13 protein-coding genes are annotated in these 21,269 nt (G+C 51.0%); 8 read left to right on the plus strand and 5 right to left on the minus strand.

Annotated elements, in window-relative coordinates; translation table 11 throughout:
- Positions 1-34 precede the first annotated feature (34 nt).
- The 3 genes from nrdA to NA330_RS18430 all read right to left on the minus strand — a co-directional run bounded on the left by nrdA (position 35) and on the right by NA330_RS18430 (position 4,371).
- Positions 35-2,320: a class 1a ribonucleoside-diphosphate reductase subunit alpha gene (gene nrdA, locus NA330_RS18420; RefSeq protein ID WP_001076494.1), complete on the minus strand. Its 2,286-nt coding sequence runs from the start codon at positions 2,318-2,320 to the stop codon at positions 35-37.
- 355 nt (positions 2,321-2,675) lie between these two features.
- Entirely contained in the window at positions 2,676-3,404 is a 729-nt protein-coding gene (gene ubiG / locus NA330_RS18425; RefSeq protein WP_001091009.1) for a bifunctional 2-polyprenyl-6-hydroxyphenol methylase/3-demethylubiquinol 3-O-methyltransferase UbiG, read from the minus strand.
- An 82-nt stretch (positions 3,405-3,486) separates the two neighbouring features.
- Positions 3,487-4,371, minus strand: a complete 885-nt coding sequence (locus tag NA330_RS18430; RefSeq protein ID WP_000944714.1) for a GntR family transcriptional regulator — start codon at positions 4,369-4,371, stop codon at positions 3,487-3,489.
- Positions 4,372-4,420: 49 nt separating this feature from the next.
- Here NA330_RS18430 and NA330_RS18435 point away from each other — a divergent pair, with 49 nt between their 5' ends.
- The 4 genes from NA330_RS18435 to rcsC all read left to right on the plus strand — a co-directional run bounded on the left by NA330_RS18435 (position 4,421) and on the right by rcsC (position 12,973).
- On the plus strand, positions 4,421-5,746 hold the full coding sequence (locus NA330_RS18435; protein WP_000098078.1) for an MFS transporter: 1,326 nt from the start codon (positions 4,421-4,423) through the stop codon (positions 5,744-5,746).
- 14 nt (positions 5,747-5,760) lie between these two features.
- Positions 5,761-6,963: a mandelate racemase/muconate lactonizing enzyme family protein gene (locus tag NA330_RS18440; RefSeq protein WP_000705581.1), complete on the plus strand. Its 1,203-nt coding sequence runs from the start codon at positions 5,761-5,763 to the stop codon at positions 6,961-6,963.
- Between the two features lie 409 nt (positions 6,964-7,372).
- Positions 7,373-10,009, plus strand: a complete 2,637-nt coding sequence (gene gyrA / locus NA330_RS18445) for a DNA topoisomerase (ATP-hydrolyzing) subunit A (protein ID WP_001281212.1) — start codon at positions 7,373-7,375, stop codon at positions 10,007-10,009.
- Positions 10,010-10,126: 117 nt separating this feature from the next.
- On the plus strand, positions 10,127-12,973 hold the full coding sequence (rcsC, locus tag NA330_RS18450) for a two-component system sensor histidine kinase RcsC (RefSeq protein WP_023242536.1): 2,847 nt from the start codon (positions 10,127-10,129) through the stop codon (positions 12,971-12,973).
- Positions 12,974-13,075: 102 nt separating this feature from the next.
- Here the strand turns inward: rcsC and rcsB are convergent, their stop codons facing one another.
- Positions 13,076-13,726, minus strand: coding sequence for a response regulator transcription factor RcsB (gene rcsB / locus NA330_RS18455; RefSeq protein WP_001061919.1), 651 nt, complete (start codon positions 13,724-13,726; stop codon positions 13,076-13,078).
- Between the two features lie 16 nt (positions 13,727-13,742).
- The gene (gene rcsD / locus NA330_RS18460) at positions 13,743-16,412 is read right to left on the minus strand and encodes a phosphotransferase RcsD (RefSeq protein ID WP_023242535.1); all 2,670 of its coding nucleotides are present in this window, start codon (positions 16,410-16,412) and stop codon (positions 13,743-13,745) included.
- Positions 16,413-17,140: 728 nt separating this feature from the next.
- Here rcsD and NA330_RS18465 point away from each other — a divergent pair.
- From NA330_RS18465 to alkB, 4 genes are all read left to right on the plus strand, one after another.
- Positions 17,141-18,277, plus strand: coding sequence for a porin OmpC (locus NA330_RS18465; RefSeq protein WP_023204444.1), 1,137 nt, complete (start codon positions 17,141-17,143; stop codon positions 18,275-18,277).
- Positions 18,278-18,391: 114 nt separating this feature from the next.
- Positions 18,392-19,444 carry an FAD:protein FMN transferase ApbE gene (gene apbE, locus NA330_RS18470; RefSeq protein ID WP_000784301.1) on the plus strand — a complete coding sequence of 351 codons (1,053 nt, stop codon included), beginning with the start codon at positions 18,392-18,394 and terminating at the stop codon, positions 19,442-19,444.
- An 80-nt stretch (positions 19,445-19,524) separates the two neighbouring features.
- Positions 19,525-20,586 (plus strand): bifunctional DNA-binding transcriptional regulator/O6-methylguanine-DNA methyltransferase Ada, encoded by a 1,062-nt coding sequence (gene ada, locus NA330_RS18475; protein WP_000975972.1) that lies wholly within the window; start codon positions 19,525-19,527, stop codon positions 20,584-20,586.
- A 2-nt stretch (positions 20,587-20,588) separates the two neighbouring features.
- Positions 20,589-21,239, plus strand: a complete 651-nt coding sequence (alkB, locus tag NA330_RS18480; protein ID WP_000884991.1) for a DNA oxidative demethylase AlkB — start codon at positions 20,589-20,591, stop codon at positions 21,237-21,239.
- The last annotated feature ends 30 nt before the right edge of the window (positions 21,240-21,269 follow it).

Here is a 21,269-nt window from a genome sequence, read left to right on the forward strand (position 1 = left end):
GCCGGGTAAGCATAGCGCTACCCGGCACTATTCATCAGATCTTACAAGCGCCGCTTTCGCAGCCATCGTCCTGAATAGAAGGCGCCAAATCGTCCTGCGCATCTTCCGCGCCGTCGCGGGTATTTTGATAGTACAGAGTTTTCACGCCAAACTTATACGCGGTGAGCAAATCTTTCAGCAGTTGCTGCATCGGCACTTTTCCTGACGGGAAACGTGACGGATCGTAGTTGGTATTGGCGGAAATCGACTGATCGATAAACTTCTGCATGATACCCACCAGTTGCAGATAACCGTCGTTGTTCGGCATCTCCCACAACAGTTCGTAAGCGTCTTTCAGATGCTCATAATCCGGCACGACCTGACGCAAAATACCGTCTTTCGAGGCCTTGATGCTGACGTAGCCGCGCGGCGGCTCAATGCCGTTGGTGGCGTTGGAGATCTGGGACGACGTTTCCGACGGCATTAGCGCCGATAGCGTGGAGTTACGCAGACCGTGGGTTTTGATCGACTCACGCAGCTGTTCCCAGTCGTAGTGCAGCGGTTCGTTGACGATCGCATCCAGATCTTTTTTGTAGGTGTCGATCGGCAGAATGCCTTTTGCATAGGTGGTTTCGTTGAACCAGGGGCAGGCGCCTTGCTCTTTCGCCAGTTCGTTGGACGCTTTAAGCAGATAGTATTGAATGGCTTCGAAGGTTTTATGCGTCAGATTATTGGCGCTGCCGTCGGAATAACGCTTACCGTTTTTCGCCAGCCAGTAGGCGAAGTTAATCACGCCAATGCCCAGCGTACGACGGCCCATTGCGCCGCGTTTGGCAGCCGGAATCGGGTAATCCTGATAATCGAGCAGAGCATCCAAAGCGCGTACTGCCAGAATAGCCAGTTCTTCCAGCTCGTCCAGAGTTTTAATGGCGCCCAGGTTGAATGCAGACAGCGTACACAACGCAATTTCGCCGTTTTCATCGTTGACATCGTTCAGCGGTTTGGTCGGCAGGGCAATCTCCAGACACAGGTTAGACTGGCGTACCGGGGCGACAACCGGATCGAACGGACTGTGAGTATTGCAGTGGTCAACGTTCTGGATATAGATACGACCGGTAGAGGCGCGTTCCTGCATCATCAGCGAGAACAGTTCGACCGCTTTCACACGCTGTTTGCGGATGCTGTCGTCGTTTTCATATTTCACGTACAGGCGTTCGAATTCGTCCTGGTCGGCGAAGAACGCATCGTATAGCCCGGGTACATCGGACGGACTGAACAGCGTAATGTCGCCGCCCTTCAGCAGGCGGGTATACATCAGTTTGTTGATCTGTACGCCGTAGTCCATGTGACGTACGCGGTTGCCTTCCACGCCGCGGTTGTTTTTCAGTACCAGCAGGCTTTCCACTTCCAGGTGCCACATCGGATAGAACAGTGTCGCCGCGCCGCCGCGCACGCCGCCCTGCGAACAGGATTTCACCGCCGTCTGGAAGTGCTTGTAGAACGGAATACAGCCGGTGTGGAAGGCCTCGCCGCCGCGAATCGGGCTGCCCAGCGCACGAATGCGGCCAGCGTTGATGCCGATACCGGCGCGCTGAGAAACGTATTTCACGATAGCGCTGGAGGTGGCGTTGATGGAATCCAGACTGTCGCCACACTCGATCAGTACGCAGGAGCTGAACTGACGGGTTGGGGTACGCACACCGGACATGATGGGCGTCGGCAGCGAGATTTTGAACGTAGAGACCGCATCGTAAAAACGTTTTACATAGTCAAGACGCGTTTCACGCGGGTAGTTCGAGAACAGGCAGGCCGCTACCAGAATGTAGAGGAACTGTGCGCTTTCATAGATTTCGCCGGTCACGCGGTTTTGCACCAGATATTTCCCTTCCAGCTGCTTAACGGCAGCGTAGGAGAAGGTCATATCGCGATCGTGAACGATAAACGAATCCATCTGCTTGAACTCTTCTTCCGTGTAGTCTTCCAGCAGATGATTGTCGTATTTGCCAAGCTCAACCATTTTTACCACATGGTGGTAAAGTGCGGGCGGCTCAAACTGGCCGAAGGCTTTCTTACGCAGGTGGAAAATCGCCAGACGCGCAGCCAGGTATTGATAATCCGGCGCATCGCGAGAGATCAGGTCTGCGGCGGCCTTAATGATAGTTTCATGGATATCGGAGGTCTTAATCCCATCATAAAACTGAATATGCGAGCGTAGCTCGACCTGAGAAACCGATACGTTATTCAGTCCTTCTGCCGCCCAATCAAGCACGCGATGAATTTTGTCGAGATTGATGCGCTCAGTACGGCCGTCACGCTTTGTCACCAGCAGACTCTGATTCATGTGGTTTTCTACCTGTTTACCTGTCCGTGAAAGAAAAATATCCCCCCGCTTATCCACAACGCCACGTTGTGACTAACTCTGTGGATAAATACTATATATAGGGGGTAATCGATAAGTGAAACGCTATATGGTGAGTATTCTAGTAGGGATTCTTTTGAGTACAAGAGTTGATTTTGGCGTTAAATTGCGGTTGCAAAAGCGTAAGAATCGCTAAATGCGCGTCTGATAAGGCCTGGAGAGGATGTCAACAATTCATAAAAAAAAATCAAAATTTGATCGAATGCTGATTTCTTCATCGAAGAGAAAGGTTGCGCCCGATGATCTAACGCAACCCTTATAGGAAAATTCTTTGATGTCAGGCTTTTTTAGCGCGGGTATGCAACATGTAGTTAACGTCTACTCCGGGACCGAGTTTGAAAGTATTGGTTATCGGGTTGTAGTGCAGCCCGGTGATATGTTGCTCTTTCAGGACGGTTTCATCTACCCAGCTTAACAGTTCAGCAGGCTTAATGAATTTCTTCACGTCGTGCGTGCCTTTTGGCACCATGCGCAGAATATACTCAGCGCCGACGACCGCCATCAGCCAGGATTTTCCATTGCGGTTCAACGTTGAGAAGAACACCTCGCCGCCGGGTTTAACCAGTTGGGCGCAGGCGTGGACGACCGATTGCGGATCGGGAACATGCTCCAGCATTTCCATACAGGTGACGACGTCGTATTGCTGGGCGTGTTTTGCCGCATGTTCCTCAACCGTCTCCTGCACGTACTCTACCTCAATGCCGCTTTCCAGCGCATGCAGTTTGGCGACCTGCAAAGGCTCAAAGCCCATATCCAGCCCGGTAACGGTAGCGCCTTCGCGCGCCATGCTCTCCGCCAGAATACCGCCGCCGCAGCCGACGTCGAGTACCTTTTTACCAAACAGGCCGCCTGAGCGCTCAGTAATGTAGCCAAGGCGTAGAGGGTTGATGCGATGCAATGGCTTGAATTCGCCCTCCAGATCCCACCAGCGCGACGCGACGGCTTCGAATTTGGCGATTTCATTATGGTCAACGTTGTGAGCTACCGACGGTTTTTCAGTGTTCATGAGTACATGAGATTCCGCTATTGATCTATCGGGGCAGTATAGCAGGTGCAAAGTCGCTGCGTTATATCTACTGCCGTCTTTATTACGCTTTCAGCGCAAGAAGTTTTCTTGCGCGTTCTGTAAAACCGCTACCGATGTGGTGCGTGATAAAATTACAAACGCCCTCGACGTTGTTGTTTTTTAACATATCCAAAATAGTGGCATGTCCACGGTTAGAGCTGGTGATATATTCAGCGGTAAAATCCAGTCTGTAGCGAATTGCCAATAAACGTGCTGAGATCAACAGGTGTGCTTGTGAAATGTATTTATTATCGGCATATTTCACAAAAACATAATGAAAATCATGATCCAGTTTGAGGTAAGCTTGCGTATCTCGCTCTGCATTAATTTTTGCTGACTTCGATAAAATATTGCTTAATTCGACTATGACATTGTTAGCATTTTTCTCCATCGCTTCACGAATTGCGCCCTGTTCAAGGATAACCCTCATTTTGATGAGATCATTGATATCCTCGTCGGTGACAGAAAAAACAAATGTCCCACTGCGGGGAATGATGTTGACCAGGTTTTCATTATAGCTCAGCCAAATAAAAGCTTCACGAATTGGTGTTTTACTTACCATCAGAATATTTGATAGTTCATTTTCACTGATCGCTTGCCCAAGATCGAAATCGCCATGGATAATCATCTCCCTTATTTTCTCTTTAATCACCTGGGTGATGGATTTGGGTATTTCAATTGATATGTGACTAAAGTCACGCTTTAATCTATTTTTCATTTTCTTCTCCTCCATGGTTAAACCCGGTTCCATTGTAATTAATTTATTCAAAATTAATGGATCTAATATATCAGATATAAGAAAATTTACATACTTTATTGTTGTTATTGTATATTTCATTAAGTTTGCTTGCTGATATATCAGATATGACACATTAGCTTTTGAATTGTATTGTTTTTTACGTAACATCGATTCCGGTCAATACCCTTATTCATTGAATCATAAAAGGTGATGCAAAATGAGTAGTCCACAAGAAAATTTATACGATGCAATTCGTATTGTAAAAAGGAAAATCATTCCTTTGGCCTTTATTCTTTACTTTTTTAACTATATGGATCGTGTCAATATTGGGTTTGCTGCATTACGCATGAATGAATCTCTCGGTATTACGCCTGAGGATTTCGCTAATATTTCTTCTATATTCTTCATATCATATTTAATCTTTCAAATTCCGAGTAGCATTGGCTTGCAAAAGCTTGGTGCAAGAAAATGGATTAGTTCCATTATTATCGGCTGGGGAGCGGTAACAGGGCTGATTTTTTTTGCTAAAGATACTCAACATATTTTGCTGGCTCGCATTTTTTTGGGGGTATTTGAAGCTGGCTTTTTCCCGGGCATGGTTTATTATCTTGCATGCTGGTTCCCGGCTCGTGAACGCGGAAAAGTCAATAGTTTCTTCATGTTATCTATTGCTGTTGCATCGGTATTGGCTGCACCGATGTCTGGTTGGATCATCGAGCATTTGAATACCCCGGATTATGAAGGCTGGCGCTGGCTTTTTGCTATTGAAGGTATCCCTACCGTATTCCTTGGCATCCTGACATTTTATTTACTGCCTGACAGTCCAGAAAAGGCTAAATGGCTTACGCCACAGCAGATATCGGCCTTAGTTAATAAATTACGCACTGACAATGAAACTGCAGCTGCATTAAATAAAAATACCAACTCATCCTTTCTTTCCGTAATCAAAAATCCAGTTTTGCTTCAGCTTTCTTTCGCCTACATGTTGATTCAGGCGGCTGCTCTGGCGGCAAACTACTGGTTGCCGGGGTTGGTGAAGGGATTTTCAGCTGATTTTACGGATACTGACGTTGGTTTAATCATGAGTATTCCGTTTATTTTCGCTATGTTCAGCATGCCCTGGTGGGGCTGGCATTCCGATAAAAAGAATGAACGAAAATGGCATGCTGCATTACCCATGTTTCTGGCAGGCTGTGGTTTTCTGATGATTGCTCTTGTCCCCTCAATGTCGCTGAGAATGCTGGGGCTAACGTTCTATGGTGTTGGGATCCTCAGCTATTACGGACCTTACTGGGCGCTGCCTTCTGCATTATTGTCGCCGTCAGGGTTGGCTATCAGCATTGCGTTTATTAACTCATGTTCAAGTCTTGGCGGATTCCTGATTAATAAGTCACTGGGATTCGTTTCTACTCATTATGGTGCGACAGGAATATTTATTGTAGAGGCAATACTTTGCTTCGCTGCGGTAGCCGTTCTGGCGTTAATGAAAATTGATGTGAAAAAAGAAAAAAGCCAACAAACAAATGTTGTATCACGAACCTGATAAATGGAGAAATTATGAAAATTACGTCTATTGAAGTTTTTGACTGTGAATTAAAAAAAAGAGATCAAACGATGTCCTCCTATAATCCAGTACTTATTCGGGTGAATACCGACTCAGGATTAAGTGGTATTGGCGAAGTAGGACTGGCCTATGGCGCAGGCGCTAAAGCTGGCGTAGGGATCATCAGAGATCTGGCGCCATTGATTGTGGGTGAAGATCCACTAAATATCGAAAAAATTTGGGAGTTCTTTTTCAGAAAGACTTTTTGGGGGATGGGGGGCGGGAACGTTTTTTATGCCGGAATGAGCGCTATTGATATTGCTCTTTGGGATATCAAAGGTAAATATTTAGGTGTACCTGTTTATCAGCTCCTTGGCGGGAAAACTAATGAAAAATTAAGAACCTATGCTAGTCAGTTACAATTTGGTTGGGGGGATAAACGCCAGATATTAGTGACACCTGATGAATATGCTGAGGCGGCGCGTGCGGCTCTTGACGATGGATATGATGCGATTAAAGTGGATCCACTCGAAATCGATCGTAATGGTGATGACTGTGTTTTTCAGAATAAAAATCGTAACTATTCAGGATTGTTACTGGCCGATCAATTAAAAATGGGGGAAGCGCGAATTGCCGCTATGCGTGAAGCAATGGGGGATGATGCTGATATTATCGTGGAAATCCATTCTCTTCTCGGTACAAACTCAGCTATTCAATTTGCGAAGGCGATAGAAAAGTATCGTATCTTTCTTTATGAAGAACCGATCCATCCATTAAATTCTGATAATATGCAGAAAGTTTCCCGTTCAACAACGATTCCAATCGCCACTGGCGAGCGTTCCTACACAAGATGGGGATACAGGGAATTACTGGAGAAGCAGTCTATTGCCGTAGCGCAACCTGATTTGTGTCTCTGCGGCGGAATTACCGAAGGAAAGAAAATCTGTGACTATGCTAATATTTATGACACCACTGTACAGGTGCATGTTTGCGGCGGTCCTGTTTCCACGGTAGCCGCGCTGCATATGGAAACAGCAATTCCCAACTTTATTATTCATGAGCATCATACCAATGCGATGAAAGCATCTATTCGGGAACTTTGTACCCACGATTATCAGCCGGAAAATGGCTATTATGTCGCGCCGGAACAGCCCGGATTGGGTCAGGAATTAAACGATGAGGTAGTGAAAGAATACCTGGCCTATGTGATTAAATAGCATCTGGTGATACTGATTATGGTTTATGCCTCCCGGCATATCCCCTAAATAATTCGAGTTGCAGGATAAAATGGTTAACCGTCTTGAACAGCGCTTGCGCTAACCGCGACGGGGGGAGGCCCAGGGATGGGCCGAGTAACTCGCCGCCAACGCACATGAAACTTGAAGTATGACGGGTATACACGGGAGGTATTGATTTTCTAACCTCTTGCTGGCCAGGCCCCGATCTCCCCTGTGTCGCCTCTGAAGCCGATCGCCAATAAACGCCGGGACCACGCTTATAAATGAAGAGAGCATGCGGCACCCGAATAAAGCATTGTCTGGCTGCATTCCGTTTACCAGTACGTGGGCGAATGTGTTATAATTTGCGACCTTTGAATCCGGGATACAGTAGAGGGATAGCGGTTAGATGAGCGACCTTGCGAGAGAAATTACACCGGTCAACATTGAGGAAGAGCTGAAGAGCTCCTATCTGGATTATGCGATGTCGGTCATTGTTGGCCGTGCGCTGCCGGATGTCCGAGATGGCCTGAAGCCGGTACACCGTCGCGTACTTTACGCCATGAACGTATTGGGCAATGACTGGAACAAAGCCTATAAAAAATCTGCCCGTGTCGTTGGTGACGTAATCGGTAAATACCATCCCCACGGCGATTTCGCAGTGTATGACACCATCGTTCGTATGGCGCAGCCATTCTCGCTGCGTTACATGCTGGTGGATGGTCAGGGTAACTTCGGTTCTATTGACGGCGACTCCGCGGCGGCAATGCGTTATACGGAGATCCGTCTGGCGAAAATCGCCCACGAACTGATGGCCGATCTCGAAAAAGAGACGGTGGATTTCGTGGATAACTATGACGGTACGGAAAAAATTCCGGACGTCATGCCGACCAAAATTCCGAATCTGCTGGTGAACGGTTCTTCCGGTATCGCAGTAGGTATGGCGACGAATATCCCGCCGCACAACCTGACGGAAGTGATTAACGGCTGCCTGGCGTATATCGACAACGAAGACATCAGCATTGAAGGGCTGATGGAACATATTCCGGGTCCGGACTTCCCGACCGCCGCGATCATCAACGGTCGTCGTGGTATCGAAGAAGCCTACCGCACCGGTCGTGGCAAAGTGTACATTCGCGCCCGCGCGGAAGTTGAAGCTGACGCGAAAACGGGCCGTGAAACCATCATCGTCCATGAAATTCCCTACCAGGTGAACAAAGCGCGCCTGATCGAGAAAATCGCCGAGCTGGTGAAAGATAAACGCGTGGAAGGCATCAGCGCGCTGCGTGACGAATCCGATAAAGACGGGATGCGCATCGTGATTGAAGTGAAACGCGATGCGGTGGGTGAGGTGGTGCTTAATAATCTCTACTCCCAGACCCAGCTACAGGTTTCCTTCGGTATTAACATGGTGGCGCTGCATCATGGTCAGCCGAAGATCATGAACCTGAAAGATATTATTTCAGCGTTCGTGCGCCACCGCCGTGAAGTGGTGACGCGTCGGACTATTTTTGAACTGCGTAAAGCCCGTGACCGCGCGCATATCCTTGAAGCTCTGGCGATTGCGCTAGCTAACATCGACCCGATTATCGAACTGATTCGCCGCGCGCCGACGCCGGCGGAAGCGAAAGCGGCGCTGATTTCGCGTCCGTGGGATCTGGGCAACGTTGCTGCGATGCTGGAGCGCGCTGGTGATGACGCCGCGCGTCCGGAATGGCTGGAGCCAGAATTTGGCGTGCGTGACGGTCAGTATTACCTGACTGAGCAGCAGGCGCAGGCGATTCTGGATCTGCGTTTGCAGAAACTGACCGGCCTGGAGCATGAAAAACTGCTCGACGAATACAAAGAGTTGCTGGAGCAGATTGCTGAACTGCTGCACATTCTGGGCAGCGCCGATCGCCTGATGGAAGTGATCCGCGAAGAGATGGAGTTAATTCGCGATCAGTTCGGCGATGAGCGTCGTACCGAAATCACCGCCAACAGCGCCGATATTAATATCGAAGATCTGATTAGCCAGGAAGATGTTGTCGTGACGCTGTCTCACCAGGGTTACGTCAAATATCAACCGCTGACGGATTACGAAGCGCAACGTCGTGGTGGGAAAGGTAAATCTGCCGCGCGTATTAAAGAAGAAGACTTTATCGACCGCCTGCTGGTGGCCAACACCCATGACACCATCCTCTGCTTCTCCAGCCGGGGCCGTCTGTACTGGATGAAGGTCTATCAGCTGCCGGAAGCCAGTCGTGGCGCGCGCGGTCGTCCGATCGTTAACCTGCTGCCGCTGGAAGCCAACGAACGTATCACCGCGATTCTGCCGGTTCGTGAGTACGAAGAAGGCGTCAACGTCTTTATGGCGACCGCCAGCGGTACCGTGAAGAAAACGGCGCTGACCGAATTCAGCCGTCCGCGTTCCGCCGGTATTATCGCGGTGAACCTCAACGACGGCGACGAGCTGATTGGCGTTGACCTGACTTCTGGCTCTGACGAAGTCATGCTGTTCTCGGCCGCGGGTAAAGTGGTGCGCTTCAAAGAAGACGCTGTCCGTGCGATGGGGCGTACCGCGACCGGTGTGCGCGGTATTAAGCTGGCGGGAGACGATAAAGTCGTCTCTCTGATCATCCCACGCGGCGAAGGCGCTATTCTGACCGTAACGCAAAACGGCTACGGGAAGCGTACCGCAGCGGACGAGTACCCGACCAAGTCTCGTGCGACGCAGGGCGTTATCTCTATCAAAGTGACCGAGCGCAACGGTTCCGTTGTCGGTGCGGTACAGGTAGACGATTGCGACCAGATCATGATGATCACGGATGCCGGTACTCTGGTGCGTACCCGTGTGTCCGAGATCAGCGTAGTGGGACGTAATACCCAGGGCGTTATCCTTATCCGCACGGCGGAAGATGAAAACGTGGTGGGTCTGCAACGCGTTGCTGAACCGGTAGATGACGAAGAACTCGACGCTATCGACGGCAGCGTGGCGGAAGGGGATGAGGATATCGCCCCGGAAGCGGAAAGCGATGACGACGTTGCGGATGACGCTGACGAGTAATGTTATTGCTGTGCGAGGGCCGGATATCCGGCCCTTTTTCTTTGCCGTTGCGGGCTACGTCATTTACCGCTACCTTAGTCACACTCTATTTACATCCTGAGGCGGAGCTTCGCCCCTTTGAAATACCTTGCTTCCTTTCGAACTACGCTGAAAGTCTCGCGCTACTTATTCAGAGCGTTAGCGTTACTCATTTGGCTCTTAATCGCCTTTGTTTCGGTGTTTTACATCGTCAATGCCCTGCACCAGCGGGAATCTGAAATTCGTCAGGAGTTCAACCTTAGCTCCGATCAGGCGCAGCGTTTTATCCAGCGCACGTCGGATGTGATGAAAGAGCTCAAATATATCGCCGAGAACCGTTTAACGGCGGAAAACGGCGTCATGTCGTCGCGTGCGCGTGATGACAAAATGGTGGTGCCGGACTTTGAACCGCTATTTGCCGACTCAGACTGTGCGGCGATGGGCTCCGCCTGGCGCGGATCGCTGGAGTCGCTGGCCTGGTTTATGCGTTACTGGCGCGACAACTTTTCAGCGGCGTATGATCTTAACCGCGTTTTCCTGATTGGCAGCGATAACCTCTGTATGGCGAATTTCGGCCTGCGTGAAATGCCCGTGGAGCGCGATGATGCGTTAAAAGCGTTACATGAGCGGATTATGAAATACCGCAACGCGCCGCAGGAAGAAAGTGGGAATAACCTTTTCTGGATAAGCCAGGGCGCGCGTCAGGGCGTGGGCTATTTTTATGCGCTGACGCCGGTGTATCTGGCCAATCGTCTGCAGGCGTTGCTGGGCGTCGAGCAGTCCATCCGTATGGAAAATTTTTTCACGCCCGGCAGTTTGCCGATGGGCGTCACTATTATTGATGAGAACGGCCATTCGCTGATTTCGTTGACCGGTCCTGACGGCAATATTAAAGCGGAGCCGCGCTGGATGCAGGAGCGCTCCTGGTTTGGTTATACGCCAGGTTTTCGCGAACTGGTACTCAAAAAAAGCCTGCCGCCATCCTCGCTCAGTATTGTCTATTCTGTGCCTGTAGATTTAGTCCTGGAGCGTATTCGTATTCTTATCCTGAACGCTATCCTGCTGAACGTGCTGGTGGGCGCAGGGCTGTTTACGCTTGCGCGGATGTATGAGCGGCGAATTTTTATTCCGGCGGAGAGCGATGCTCAGCGTCTGGAAGAGCATGAACAGTTCAACCGTAAAATCGTCGCCTCCGCGCCGGTGGGGATCTGTATTCTGCGCACTATTGATGGTGTCAATATTCTGAGTAACGAACTGGCGCACACCTACCTGAACATGCTCACGCATGAAGACAGACAGCGCCTGACGCAAATTATTTGCGGCCAGCAGGTCAACTTCGTTGATGTATTGACCAGTAATAATACCAATTTGCAAATTAGCTTCGTCCATTCCCGCTATCGTAATGAAAACGTCGCGATTTGCGTGTTGGTAGATGTGAGTACGCGCGTCAAAATGGAAGAGTCGCTGCAAGAGATGGCGCAGGCGGCGGAGCAGGCAAGCCAGTCTAAATCCATGTTCCTTGCAACGGTCAGCCATGAATTGCGCACACCGCTGTACGGTATCATTGGCAATCTCGATCTGCTGCAAACCAAAGAGCTGCCAAAAGGCGTGGATCGTCTGGTCACGGCGATGAATAATTCCTCCAGTCTGTTGCTGAAAATTATCAGCGACATTCTCGACTTCTCGAAAATTGAGTCGGAACAGCTAAAGATTGAGCCGCGCGAATTTTCACCGCGAGAGGTGATGAACCATATCACCGCCAATTATCTGCCGCTGGTGGTGCGTAAGCAGCTCGGCCTGTATTGTTTTATTGAGCCTGACGTGCCGGTATCGCTGAACGGCGACCCGATGCGTTTACAGCAGGTCATTTCAAACCTGTTGAGCAACGCCATTAAGTTTACCGATATTGGCTGCATCGTGCTGCATGTGCGCTGTGATGGGGATTATCTCAGCATTCGCGTGCGGGATACCGGCGTCGGTATTCCGGCAAAAGAGGTGGTTCGCCTGTTCGATCCCTTCTTCCAGGTGGGAACCGGCGTACAGCGTAACTTTCAGGGGACCGGTCTGGGGCTGGCGATTTGCGAAAAATTGATCAGCATGATGGACGGCGATATTTCCGTCGATTCGGAGCCGGGCATGGGAAGCCAGTTTACGCTGCGTATCCCGCTTTATGGCGCGCAATACCCAGTGAAAAAGAGTGTGGAAGGACTCGCCGGAACCTGCTGTTGGCTGGCGGTGCGCAATACTTCTTTGTGCCAGTTTATTGAGACCAGTCTGGCGCGTAGCGGCGTTCATACGCAGCGTTATGAAGGGCAAGAACCCGCCGCGGACGATATTTTGATTGTCGATGACGCGCTGGAGCATACCTGGCAGGGGAGGGCGGCGGTCGTCTTTTGCCGCCGTCATATCGGGATTCCGTTGGAAAGAGCGCCGGGCGAGTGGGTGCATAGTGTGGCGTCGGTGCATGAGTTGCCCGCACTGTTGGCGCGTATTTATAGTATTGAGCTGGATAGTGAAGCGCTTTCCAGCGCATTGCCGACGACGGATAAAACCGCAGATTCAAATGAAGACATGATGATTCTGGTCGTTGACGATCATCCGATCAATCGCCGTCTGTTGGCCGATCAATTGGGATCGCTGGGATATCAGTGTAAGACAGCCAATGATGGTGTGGACGCTCTGAATGTTCTGAGTAAAAATGCTATCGATATTGTTCTGAGCGATGTGAACATGCCGAACATGGACGGCTATCGCCTGACGCAGCGTATCCGTCAGCTTGGGCTGACGCTGCCTGTCGTCGGCGTGACGGCGAACGCGCTGGCGGAAGAGAAACAACGTTGCCTGGAGTCCGGTATGGACAGCTGTTTGTCGAAGCCTGTGACGCTGGATGTGTTGAAACAGACGCTGGCGGTGTATGCCGAGCGGGTACGTAAAACGCGGGCATAAAAAATGCCGGATGGCGGCGTCGCCTGTCCGGCCTGTAAAAGATGAGTCGACTGGTAGGCCTGATAAGCGTAGCGCCATCAGGCTGGGTAACATAAAAGCGATTTATTCTTTGTCTGTCGGACTCAGGGTGACGGAAGAGAGATAGTTGAGCAGCGCGATATCATTTTCTACGCCCAGTTTCATCATCGCCGATTTCTTCTGGCTGCTGATGGTCTTAATGCTGCGGTTGAGCTTCTTGGCGATTTCGGTGACCAGGAAACCCTCGGCGAACAGGCGTAATACTTCGCTCTCTTTTGGCGACAGGCGCTTATCGCCGTAACCGCCTGCGCTGATTTTTTCCAGCAGACGAGAAACGCTTTCCGGGGTGAATTTTTTGCCTTTTTGCAGCGCGGCCAGCGCCTTAGGCAGATCGGTTGGCGCACCCTGTTTGAGTACGATCCCTTCAATATCAAGATCCAACACGGCGCTCAGGATCGCCGGATTGTTGTTCATGGTCAGAACGATAATAGACAGGCTCGGAAAATGACGCTTGATGTACTTGATCAAGGTGATCCCATCGCCGTATTTATCTCCCGGCATGGAGAGGTCAGTGATCAACACATGCGCATCTAATTTCGGCAGGTTGTTGATCAATGCTGTGGAATCTTCAAATTCGCCGACAACATTCACCCACTCGATTTGTTCAAGTGATTTGCGAATACCGAACAGTACAATCGGGTGGTCATCGGCAATAATTACGTTCATATTGTTCATGTATTGGGCTACCTTGCTACAGCAAGCTTTTGACGTAGGCGTCAATGTCGCTGATATATTTTTCTATACCTGGAGCATCTTTCTCACGAATCAGATGTTCCAGCGTTTCACATAACTGCTTGCCGGGTACCAGATTAAGCATGGCAAACACCCCTTTCAGGCGGTGGGCCGTTTGGGCCAGCGCAGCGAAATCGCTGGTTGCCGCCTCAGTATACAACCTCTTAACATCATCCGGTACTGTGTCTACAAATAGCGCATAATAGCCGCTGGCATGAAGCTCGGCATTTTCATCTCCGCCGAGCGGGGAGGCGGGAATCTCTTCCTGCGCCAGCTGCTCTTCGATAAGTTGTAGTACAGCTTCCTGCATAGCATTGCTCATATTAAAGTTGACGCGCAACTGACCCGGGCCAATTTTCCGCACGCCTGACTCATCATCGCTTAAAAGCAAGCCCGAGGCAGTAAGATTAGACGGATTATCCGTTAAAAAGAGATCATATTCTTGACTTATCTGCCTTTCATCCGGCGTGATGCAGGTGGCGCCCCAGTTTTCTAACTGACGCAGCACAATCGCGCGAACCTCGTTGGACGTCACATCGACCATCACGCTCACGTCGTCCAGCAGGCGCTCTTCGACCTGAGTATGCTGATCGTGAGGAAGCATTTTGACATGAACGGTATAGCGCGTGCCCAGCGTTTCTCGCGCTTTAATGTTGAGATGACCGCCCAGTTTGCGCGCCAGTTGATTGCACAGCCAGAAGGTGAGCGGATTCGCTTTGCCGTAACGATCGCCCTGCGTTTCATTCATATACGGGAAATGCAGATTATCAATCTCGTTTAACGTTACACCTTCGCCCGTATCCAGAATACGGAAAGTCAGACGCTCCGCGATAGATTCATCCTGCTCGACTTCAAGCGTAATTTTACCCATAGCGGTCGTTGTGACGGCATACTGAATCAACAGCAGCAAAATTCGGCGCAGGGCGTCGCGATCGCCCCAGCGTTCATCGTTGCCGCTAAGATGGTTATTAATCAGCAGTTGCAGCCCTTTACGCTTAATGGCGGGCAGCACTTCCGGCACGACTTCGTCAATAAGATCCTGAAGGGAGAACAGCGTTGCTTCGCTTTTCCATGCGTCACTTTCCAGCATATTCGCCAGTTGGATTTCATCGATCATACGTACTAATACATCCGCCTGATCCGCCAGTTTCAGGCTTTCCGGCGTGGTGACTGCCGCGGCGTTAACCGCCAGTTGGCGTACGGGCTCTTTAAGCGTGTTGCTGATATTTTGCATAAAGGCGGCGCGGCCCTGCTGATTCTTCTCATACAAACGCTGCGCCTGTTTAAGCTTCTTATTCACCAGCACTTCCCGGTCCTGATCGCGAATAATAAAGATCTGCGTGCGGGGAGCGATCTGGCTGCGAAACAGACGGATCTCATACAGTTCGTTATTAATTGTCGCCTGAATCACGCCCTGATGCTGCTCCGCCATGCTGGTAATATTTTGCAGGTTAAGATGCGGCAACAGATGATCGGCGATTTTATTGCTGATCACGGTGCGGTTGCCTTCCTGATCGTAGACCAGCAGACCCAGCGGCAGCAGAGAAACGATCTCTTCATTAATGGCGCGTAAGACGCGAAGCTCATTATTCGCCGCGTTGCCGGATGTCGATTCCGTCGACCGTCCCGGCTGATGACGGAACGTGGCGTAGCCAAATAACGCCAACGCCAGCAGCCCGATGTTCAGCAGTAAAGGCAGCAAAATATTTTGCAACGTATCAAGCAAAAGCGTACCGAACGGTACCTGCCAGATCAGGCGCATTCCGGTAGAGTTAAGCGCTGAGGAGATCTCAATTTTTGAACCGTTAAAGCTAATCGTGACGCTATCAGGCGCTTCCTTTTCACTGCTTCGCCCCGTCGCCTGGGTTGCGTCAGGCTCTATCCGAAAACTGTCCAGCGGCATTCCCGGCGGGATTAAATCATTAATGGGCAGATCAAACGCCACCACGGTTGCCAGATGTCCTGGCTGATTGAAGGTCGTGCGCAGCGTAAAATAGTGACCGTTTTGCCAGGCCAGTTTTCGCAATGAGGAGAAACTTTCGCGCTCATCCAGTGCATTCGCCTGCTGCAACATCTCTGCCCGGCGGGAATCGACGATATTGCCAATAGTGGACTCTTTAAAGCCGGAAGAGAGATCTTTCAACGGTAGGGTAGAGATAAGAATCAGGCTGTTATCCTGTCCGTTGAGGTAATACATTGACCACGGCACGTTTTCCGCGCCCCACAGCGTATCCAGATAGGTTGACATACGCTGCGTCATTTCCAGCGTGGCGCTGTCATGGGAACCGAAAATCAGCGCTTCAGTTTTACGTCGCGGCTTTTCAAGATAATACACATCCTGCTTCAGACGCGTTTCCTGAAGTCCTTCACCTGTCGATGGCGTAGTGGTCGCGGCGATGTTGTCATAAATTTGCCAGGTAACATACCGCCAGGTATCCACGCGTTTATGAATAGCGTGGGTGATATCGACAATTTGATAGCTTTTGTCTTTCAACCAGGCGTTGACGGCGCTCTGTACCATAACGCCCATCGTTACCAGCAGCACAATGATCAGCAATAAGAAGAAACGGGTAATGCTTCCCGGTAGAAGGGAGAATCGGGTAGAGACCGTTGTGTCAGACTGACTCATTTATGTTTACGACCTGTAAAAGCAACGCTGAAGGTGAAGGGCAGTATAAAGGGTAATGAATGAATTTCCAGACTCTTACGTCATGCCGGGCAACTTAACACGCGCTCCGTCGGCGGGACGGGAAAAGCGTACAACCTTCGCAGAACGGTACAAATATAAAGACTACTTATAAATGTTTAGCACTAAATATCAAGAAATTATTTGCTAATGTCTTACGAACGGTCGAGCAGGGGAGTGTAGTGAATAACCGTGATAGTTTTAGGCAGGTAGCATAAATCAGCCGGGTGTGTCTGAAAAAGGGTAAAAAAAACCGAATGCGAAGCATCCGGTTGAAATAGGGGTAAACAGACATTCAGAAGTGAATGACGGTAATAAATAAAGTTAATGATGATAGCGGTCACTATTTTAGTTGCGAATGAAGATTCTGTTTTATCATTCAGTGCTATGAATTTCATCAATTTAACCCGTTGATTTTAAAAGTTTCGTGAATATATTTTGTCTATTTGTGCTTATTTTTACTTGATTTTTGCTTTAAAAAAGTTCCGTAAAATTCATATTTTGAAACATCTATGTAGATAATTGTAACATCTTAAAAGTTTTAGTATCATATTCGTGTTGGATTATTCTGTATTTTTGCGGAGAATGGACTTGCCGACTGGTTAATGAGGGTTAACCAGTAAGCAGTGGCATAAAAAAGCAATAAAGGCATATAACAGAGGGTTAATAACATGAAAGTTAAAGTACTGTCCCTCCTGGTACCAGCTCTGCTGGTGGCGGGCGCAGCGAATGCGGCTGAAATTTATAATAAAGACGGCAACAAATTAGATCTGTTTGGTAAAGTTGATGGCCTGCACTACTTCTCTGACGACAAAGGCAGCGACGGCGACCAGACCTACATGCGTATCGGCTTCAAAGGCGAAACGCAGGTTAACGATCAGCTGACCGGTTATGGCCAGTGGGAATATCAGATTCAGGGCAACCAGACTGAAGGCAGCAACGACTCCTGGACGCGTGTGGCGTTTGCGGGTCTGAAATTCGCTGACGCAGGCTCCTTCGATTATGGTCGTAACTACGGCGTAACCTATGACGTGACCTCCTGGACCGACGTTCTGCCGGAGTTCGGCGGCGACACCTACGGCGCTGACAACTTTATGCAGCAGCGTGGTAACGGCTATGCTACCTACCGTAACACCGACTTCTTCGGCCTGGTGGATGGTCTGGACTTCGCGTTGCAGTATCAGGGCAAAAACGGCAGCGTGAGCGGTGAAAACGATGGTGGTCGTAGCCTGCTGAACCAGAACGGCGATGGTTACGGCGGATCGCTGACTTATGCAATCGGCGAAGGCTTCTCTGTCGGTGGCGCTATCACCACGTCTAAACGTACTGCCGATCAGAACAACACCGCTAACGCTCGCCTGTATGGTAACGGCGATCGCGCCACGGTCTACACCGGCGGCCTGAAATACGATGCGAACAACATCTATCTGGCAGCGCAGTATTCTCAGACCTATAATGCAACCCGTTTTGGTACCTCTAACGGTAGCAACCCGTCCACCTCTTACGGTTTTGCCAACAAAGCGCAGAACTTTGAAGTGGTTGCTCAGTACCAGTTCGACTTTGGTCTGCGTCCGTCTGTGGCTTACCTGCAGTCTAAAGGTAAGGACATCAGCAACGGCTACGGCGCCAGCTATGGCGACCAGGACATCGTAAAATATGTTGATGTCGGCGCGACTTACTACTTCAACAAAAACATGTCCACCTATGTTGATTACAAAATCAACCTGCTGGATAAAAACGACTTTACCCGCGATGCGGGCATCAACACCGACGACATCGTAGCGCTGGGTCTGGTTTACCAGTTCTAATCAGCAAAAGATGTTGCTAAAGGGCCTGCGGGCCCTTTTTTCATGCCTTATTCCGGCGTACAAATACGACGTTTTGATATACGCTTGCGTCCATTCGAATGAGGATAAACAGCGATGAAAATGACTTTTTGCCGGGCCGTGTGTCTGGCGGCGGCTTTTTTACTTATGGGCTGCGATGAGGCTCCCGAAACGACAACAGCGTCACCTGCCGCTCAGGTGCTGGAAGGTAAAACGATGGGGACCCTCTGGCGGGTGAGCGTGGTTGGTATCGATGCGAAACGCGCCGCAGAGTTACAGACTAAAATCCAGACTCAGCTTGATGCTGATGATTGGTTGCTTTCTACCTATAAAAATGACTCCGCGCTGATGCGTTTTAACCATTCACGCAGCCTTGCGCCCTGGCCGGTCAGCGAAGCCATGGCGGATATCGTGACCTCGGCGCTGCGTATTGGCGCGAAGACGGATGGCGCGATGGATATCACCGTGGGCCCGCTGGTCAATCTGTGGGGGTTTGGACCGGATCGGCAGCCGCTGCATATCCCAACACCAGCACAAATCGATGCGGCAAAAGCGAAAACAGGCCTGCAACATTTGCAGGTTATCGACAGGGCTGGACATCAGTTTTTGCAAAAAGATCTGCCGGATCTTTATGTTGATCTCTCCACGGTCGGGGAGGGCTATGCGGCGGATCACCTGGCGCGTCTGATGGAGCAGGAGGGCATTGCGCGTTATCTGGTCTCGGTGGGCGGCGCATTAAGCAGTCGCGGGATGAATGCGCAGGGGCTGCCGTGGCGCGTCGCGATTCAGAAGCCGACCGACCGGGAAAACGCGGTGCAGGCGATTGTGGATATCAACGGGCATGGCATCAGCACCTCCGGCAGCTACCGTAACTATTATGAGCTGGATGGCAAGCGTATCTCGCACGTTATCGATCCGCAAACGGGGCGCCCCATTGAACACAACCTGGTATCGGTTACGGTCATTGCGCCAACGGCGCTGGAAGCGGACGGCTGGGACACCGGCCTGATGGTGCTTGGTACGCAAAAGGCGCAAGAGGTCGTGCGGCGGGAAGGGCTGGCGGTCTTTATGATCATGAAAGAAGGTGAAGGCTTTAAAACCTGGATGTCGCCGCAGTTCAAAACGTTCCTGGTGAGCGATAAGAATTAAAACGCAAGATTACGGGTTTTTGTGGGCGGATTTACGGACACACTGCATGTAAGCAAGCACTATGCTTAATGAAGGAGTCTATGATGAAAAAAGCGTTACTTACCGATGATGAATGCTGGCTGCGGGTGCAGGCGCGCGATGCCAGCGCGGATGGGCGTTTCGTTTTTGCGGTGCGAACCACCGGCGTTTTTTGCCGTCCTTCTTGTCGCTCGAAGCGGGCGTTACGTAAAAATGTTCGCTTTTTTGCCAACGCGCAGCAGGCGCTGGACGCCGGTTTTCGCCCCTGCAAGCGCTGTCAGCCGGATAATGCGCGAGCGCAGCAACGGCGGTTGGATAAGATTGCCTGCGCCTGCCGTTTACTTGAGCAGGAGACGCCGGTAACGCTGGCGTCTCTGGCGCAGGCGGTGGCGATGAGCCCGTTTCATCTGCACCGTTTGTTTAAAGCGAGCACCGGTATGACGCCGAAAGGGTGGCAGCAGGCGTGGCGCGCCCGGCGGCTGCGTGAGGCGTTGGCGAAAGGAGAGCCGATCACGGCGGCTATTTACCGCGCCGGCTTCCCGGATAGCAGTAGCTACTATCGTCATGCCGACCAGACGCTGGGCATGACGGCAAAACAGTTTCGCAAAGGCGGCGATAATGTCTCCGTTCGCTATGCGCTGACGGACTGGGTTTACGGACGGTGCCTGGTGGCGGAGAGCGAGCGGGGGATTTGCGCGATTCTCCCCGGTGATAGCGACGAGGCGCTACTGGCTGAATTACACACCCTGTTCCCGGCGGCCCGCCACGAACCTGCTGACGCGCCTTTTCAGCAACGGGTGCGGCAGGTTGTCGCGGCTATCAACACACGCGATGTGCTGCTCTCGTTGCCGCTGGATATCCAGGGAACCGCGTTTCAACAGCAGGTCTGGCAGGCGTTATGCGCGATTCCCTGCGGCGAAACCGTAAGCTATCAACAGCTTGCCGCGACTATCGGCAAACCCACGGCAGTACGCGCGGTCGCCAGCGCGTGCGGCGCGAATAAACTGGCGATGGTGATCCCGTGTCATCGGGTCGTGCGTCGCGATGGCGCGCTCTCCGGTTATCGTTGGGGCGTGCGTCGAAAAGCGCAGCTATTAAAGCGAGAAGCGCAAAAAGAGGAGTAGCAATGCTGGATCTATTTGCTGATGAAGCGCCCTGGCAAGAGCCCCTGGCGCCTGGCGCGGTGGTGTTGCGCCGCTTTGCGTTTCGCGCGGCGCAATCGCTATTAGACGATATCGGGTTTGTCGCCAGTCAGTCTCCGTTTCGTCAGATGGTGACGCCGGGCGGCTACACCATGTCGGTGGCGATGACCAACTGCGGCGCGTTAGGGTGGACTACCGATCGTCACGGTTATTGTTATGCCGTGCGCGATCCGTTGACCGATAAACCCTGGCCTGCGCTGCCGTTATCGTTTGCCAGCGTATGTCGTCAGGCGGCAATCGCGGCAGGGTATGCGAGCTTCCAACCGGACGCCTGCCTGATCAATCGCTACGCGCCCGGCGCAAAACTGTCGCTGCATCAGGATAAAGACGAGCCGGATCTGCGCGCGCCTATCGTCTCAGTTTCGTTGGGGGTGCCGGCGGTTTTTCAGTTTGGCGGCCTGCGTCGCAGCGATCCGCTCCAGCGGATCTTACTGGAGCATGGCGATATCGTGGTCTGGGGCGGCGAGTCCCGGCTGTTTTATCATGGTATCCAGCCGCTTAAAGCGGGCTTTCATCCCATGACCGGTGAATTTCGTTACAATCTCACCTTCCGTCAGGCGGCTGAAAAAGAATAAAAATAAGAATTATTATTGCTGTGCAGGTGG

The organism is Salmonella sp. NW722, assembly GCF_051702785.1.
GTDB classification, from domain to species: Bacteria; Pseudomonadota; Gammaproteobacteria; order Enterobacterales; family Enterobacteriaceae; genus Salmonella; species Salmonella enterica.

Bases quoted from the DNA above. Each gene is read 5' to 3' on its own strand.
- gyrA (WP_001281212.1), top strand. From the start codon at position 7,373: ATGAGCGACCTTGCGAGAGAAATTACACCGGTCAACATTGAGGAAGAG.
- NA330_RS18435 (WP_000098078.1), top strand. From the start codon at position 4,421: ATGAGTAGTCCACAAGAAAATTTATACGATGCAATTCGTATTGTAAAA.
- rcsB (WP_001061919.1), bottom strand. From the start codon at position 13,726: ATGAACAATATGAACGTAATTATTGCCGATGACCACCCGATTGTACTG.
- NA330_RS18465 (WP_023204444.1), top strand. From the start codon at position 17,141: ATGAAAGTTAAAGTACTGTCCCTCCTGGTACCAGCTCTGCTGGTGGCG.
- NA330_RS18440 (WP_000705581.1), top strand. From the start codon at position 5,761: ATGAAAATTACGTCTATTGAAGTTTTTGACTGTGAATTAAAAAAAAGA.
- ubiG (WP_001091009.1), bottom strand. From the start codon at position 3,404: ATGAACACTGAAAAACCGTCGGTAGCTCACAACGTTGACCATAATGAA.
- nrdA (WP_001076494.1), bottom strand. From the start codon at position 2,320: ATGAATCAGAGTCTGCTGGTGACAAAGCGTGACGGCCGTACTGAGCGC.
- ada (WP_000975972.1), top strand. From the start codon at position 19,525: ATGATGAAAAAAGCGTTACTTACCGATGATGAATGCTGGCTGCGGGTG.
- rcsD (WP_023242535.1), bottom strand. From the start codon at position 16,412: ATGAGTCAGTCTGACACAACGGTCTCTACCCGATTCTCCCTTCTACCG.
- NA330_RS18430 (WP_000944714.1), bottom strand. From the start codon at position 4,371: ATGTTACGTAAAAAACAATACAATTCAAAAGCTAATGTGTCATATCTG.
- apbE (WP_000784301.1), top strand. From the start codon at position 18,392: ATGAAAATGACTTTTTGCCGGGCCGTGTGTCTGGCGGCGGCTTTTTTA.
- alkB (WP_000884991.1), top strand. From the start codon at position 20,589: ATGCTGGATCTATTTGCTGATGAAGCGCCCTGGCAAGAGCCCCTGGCG.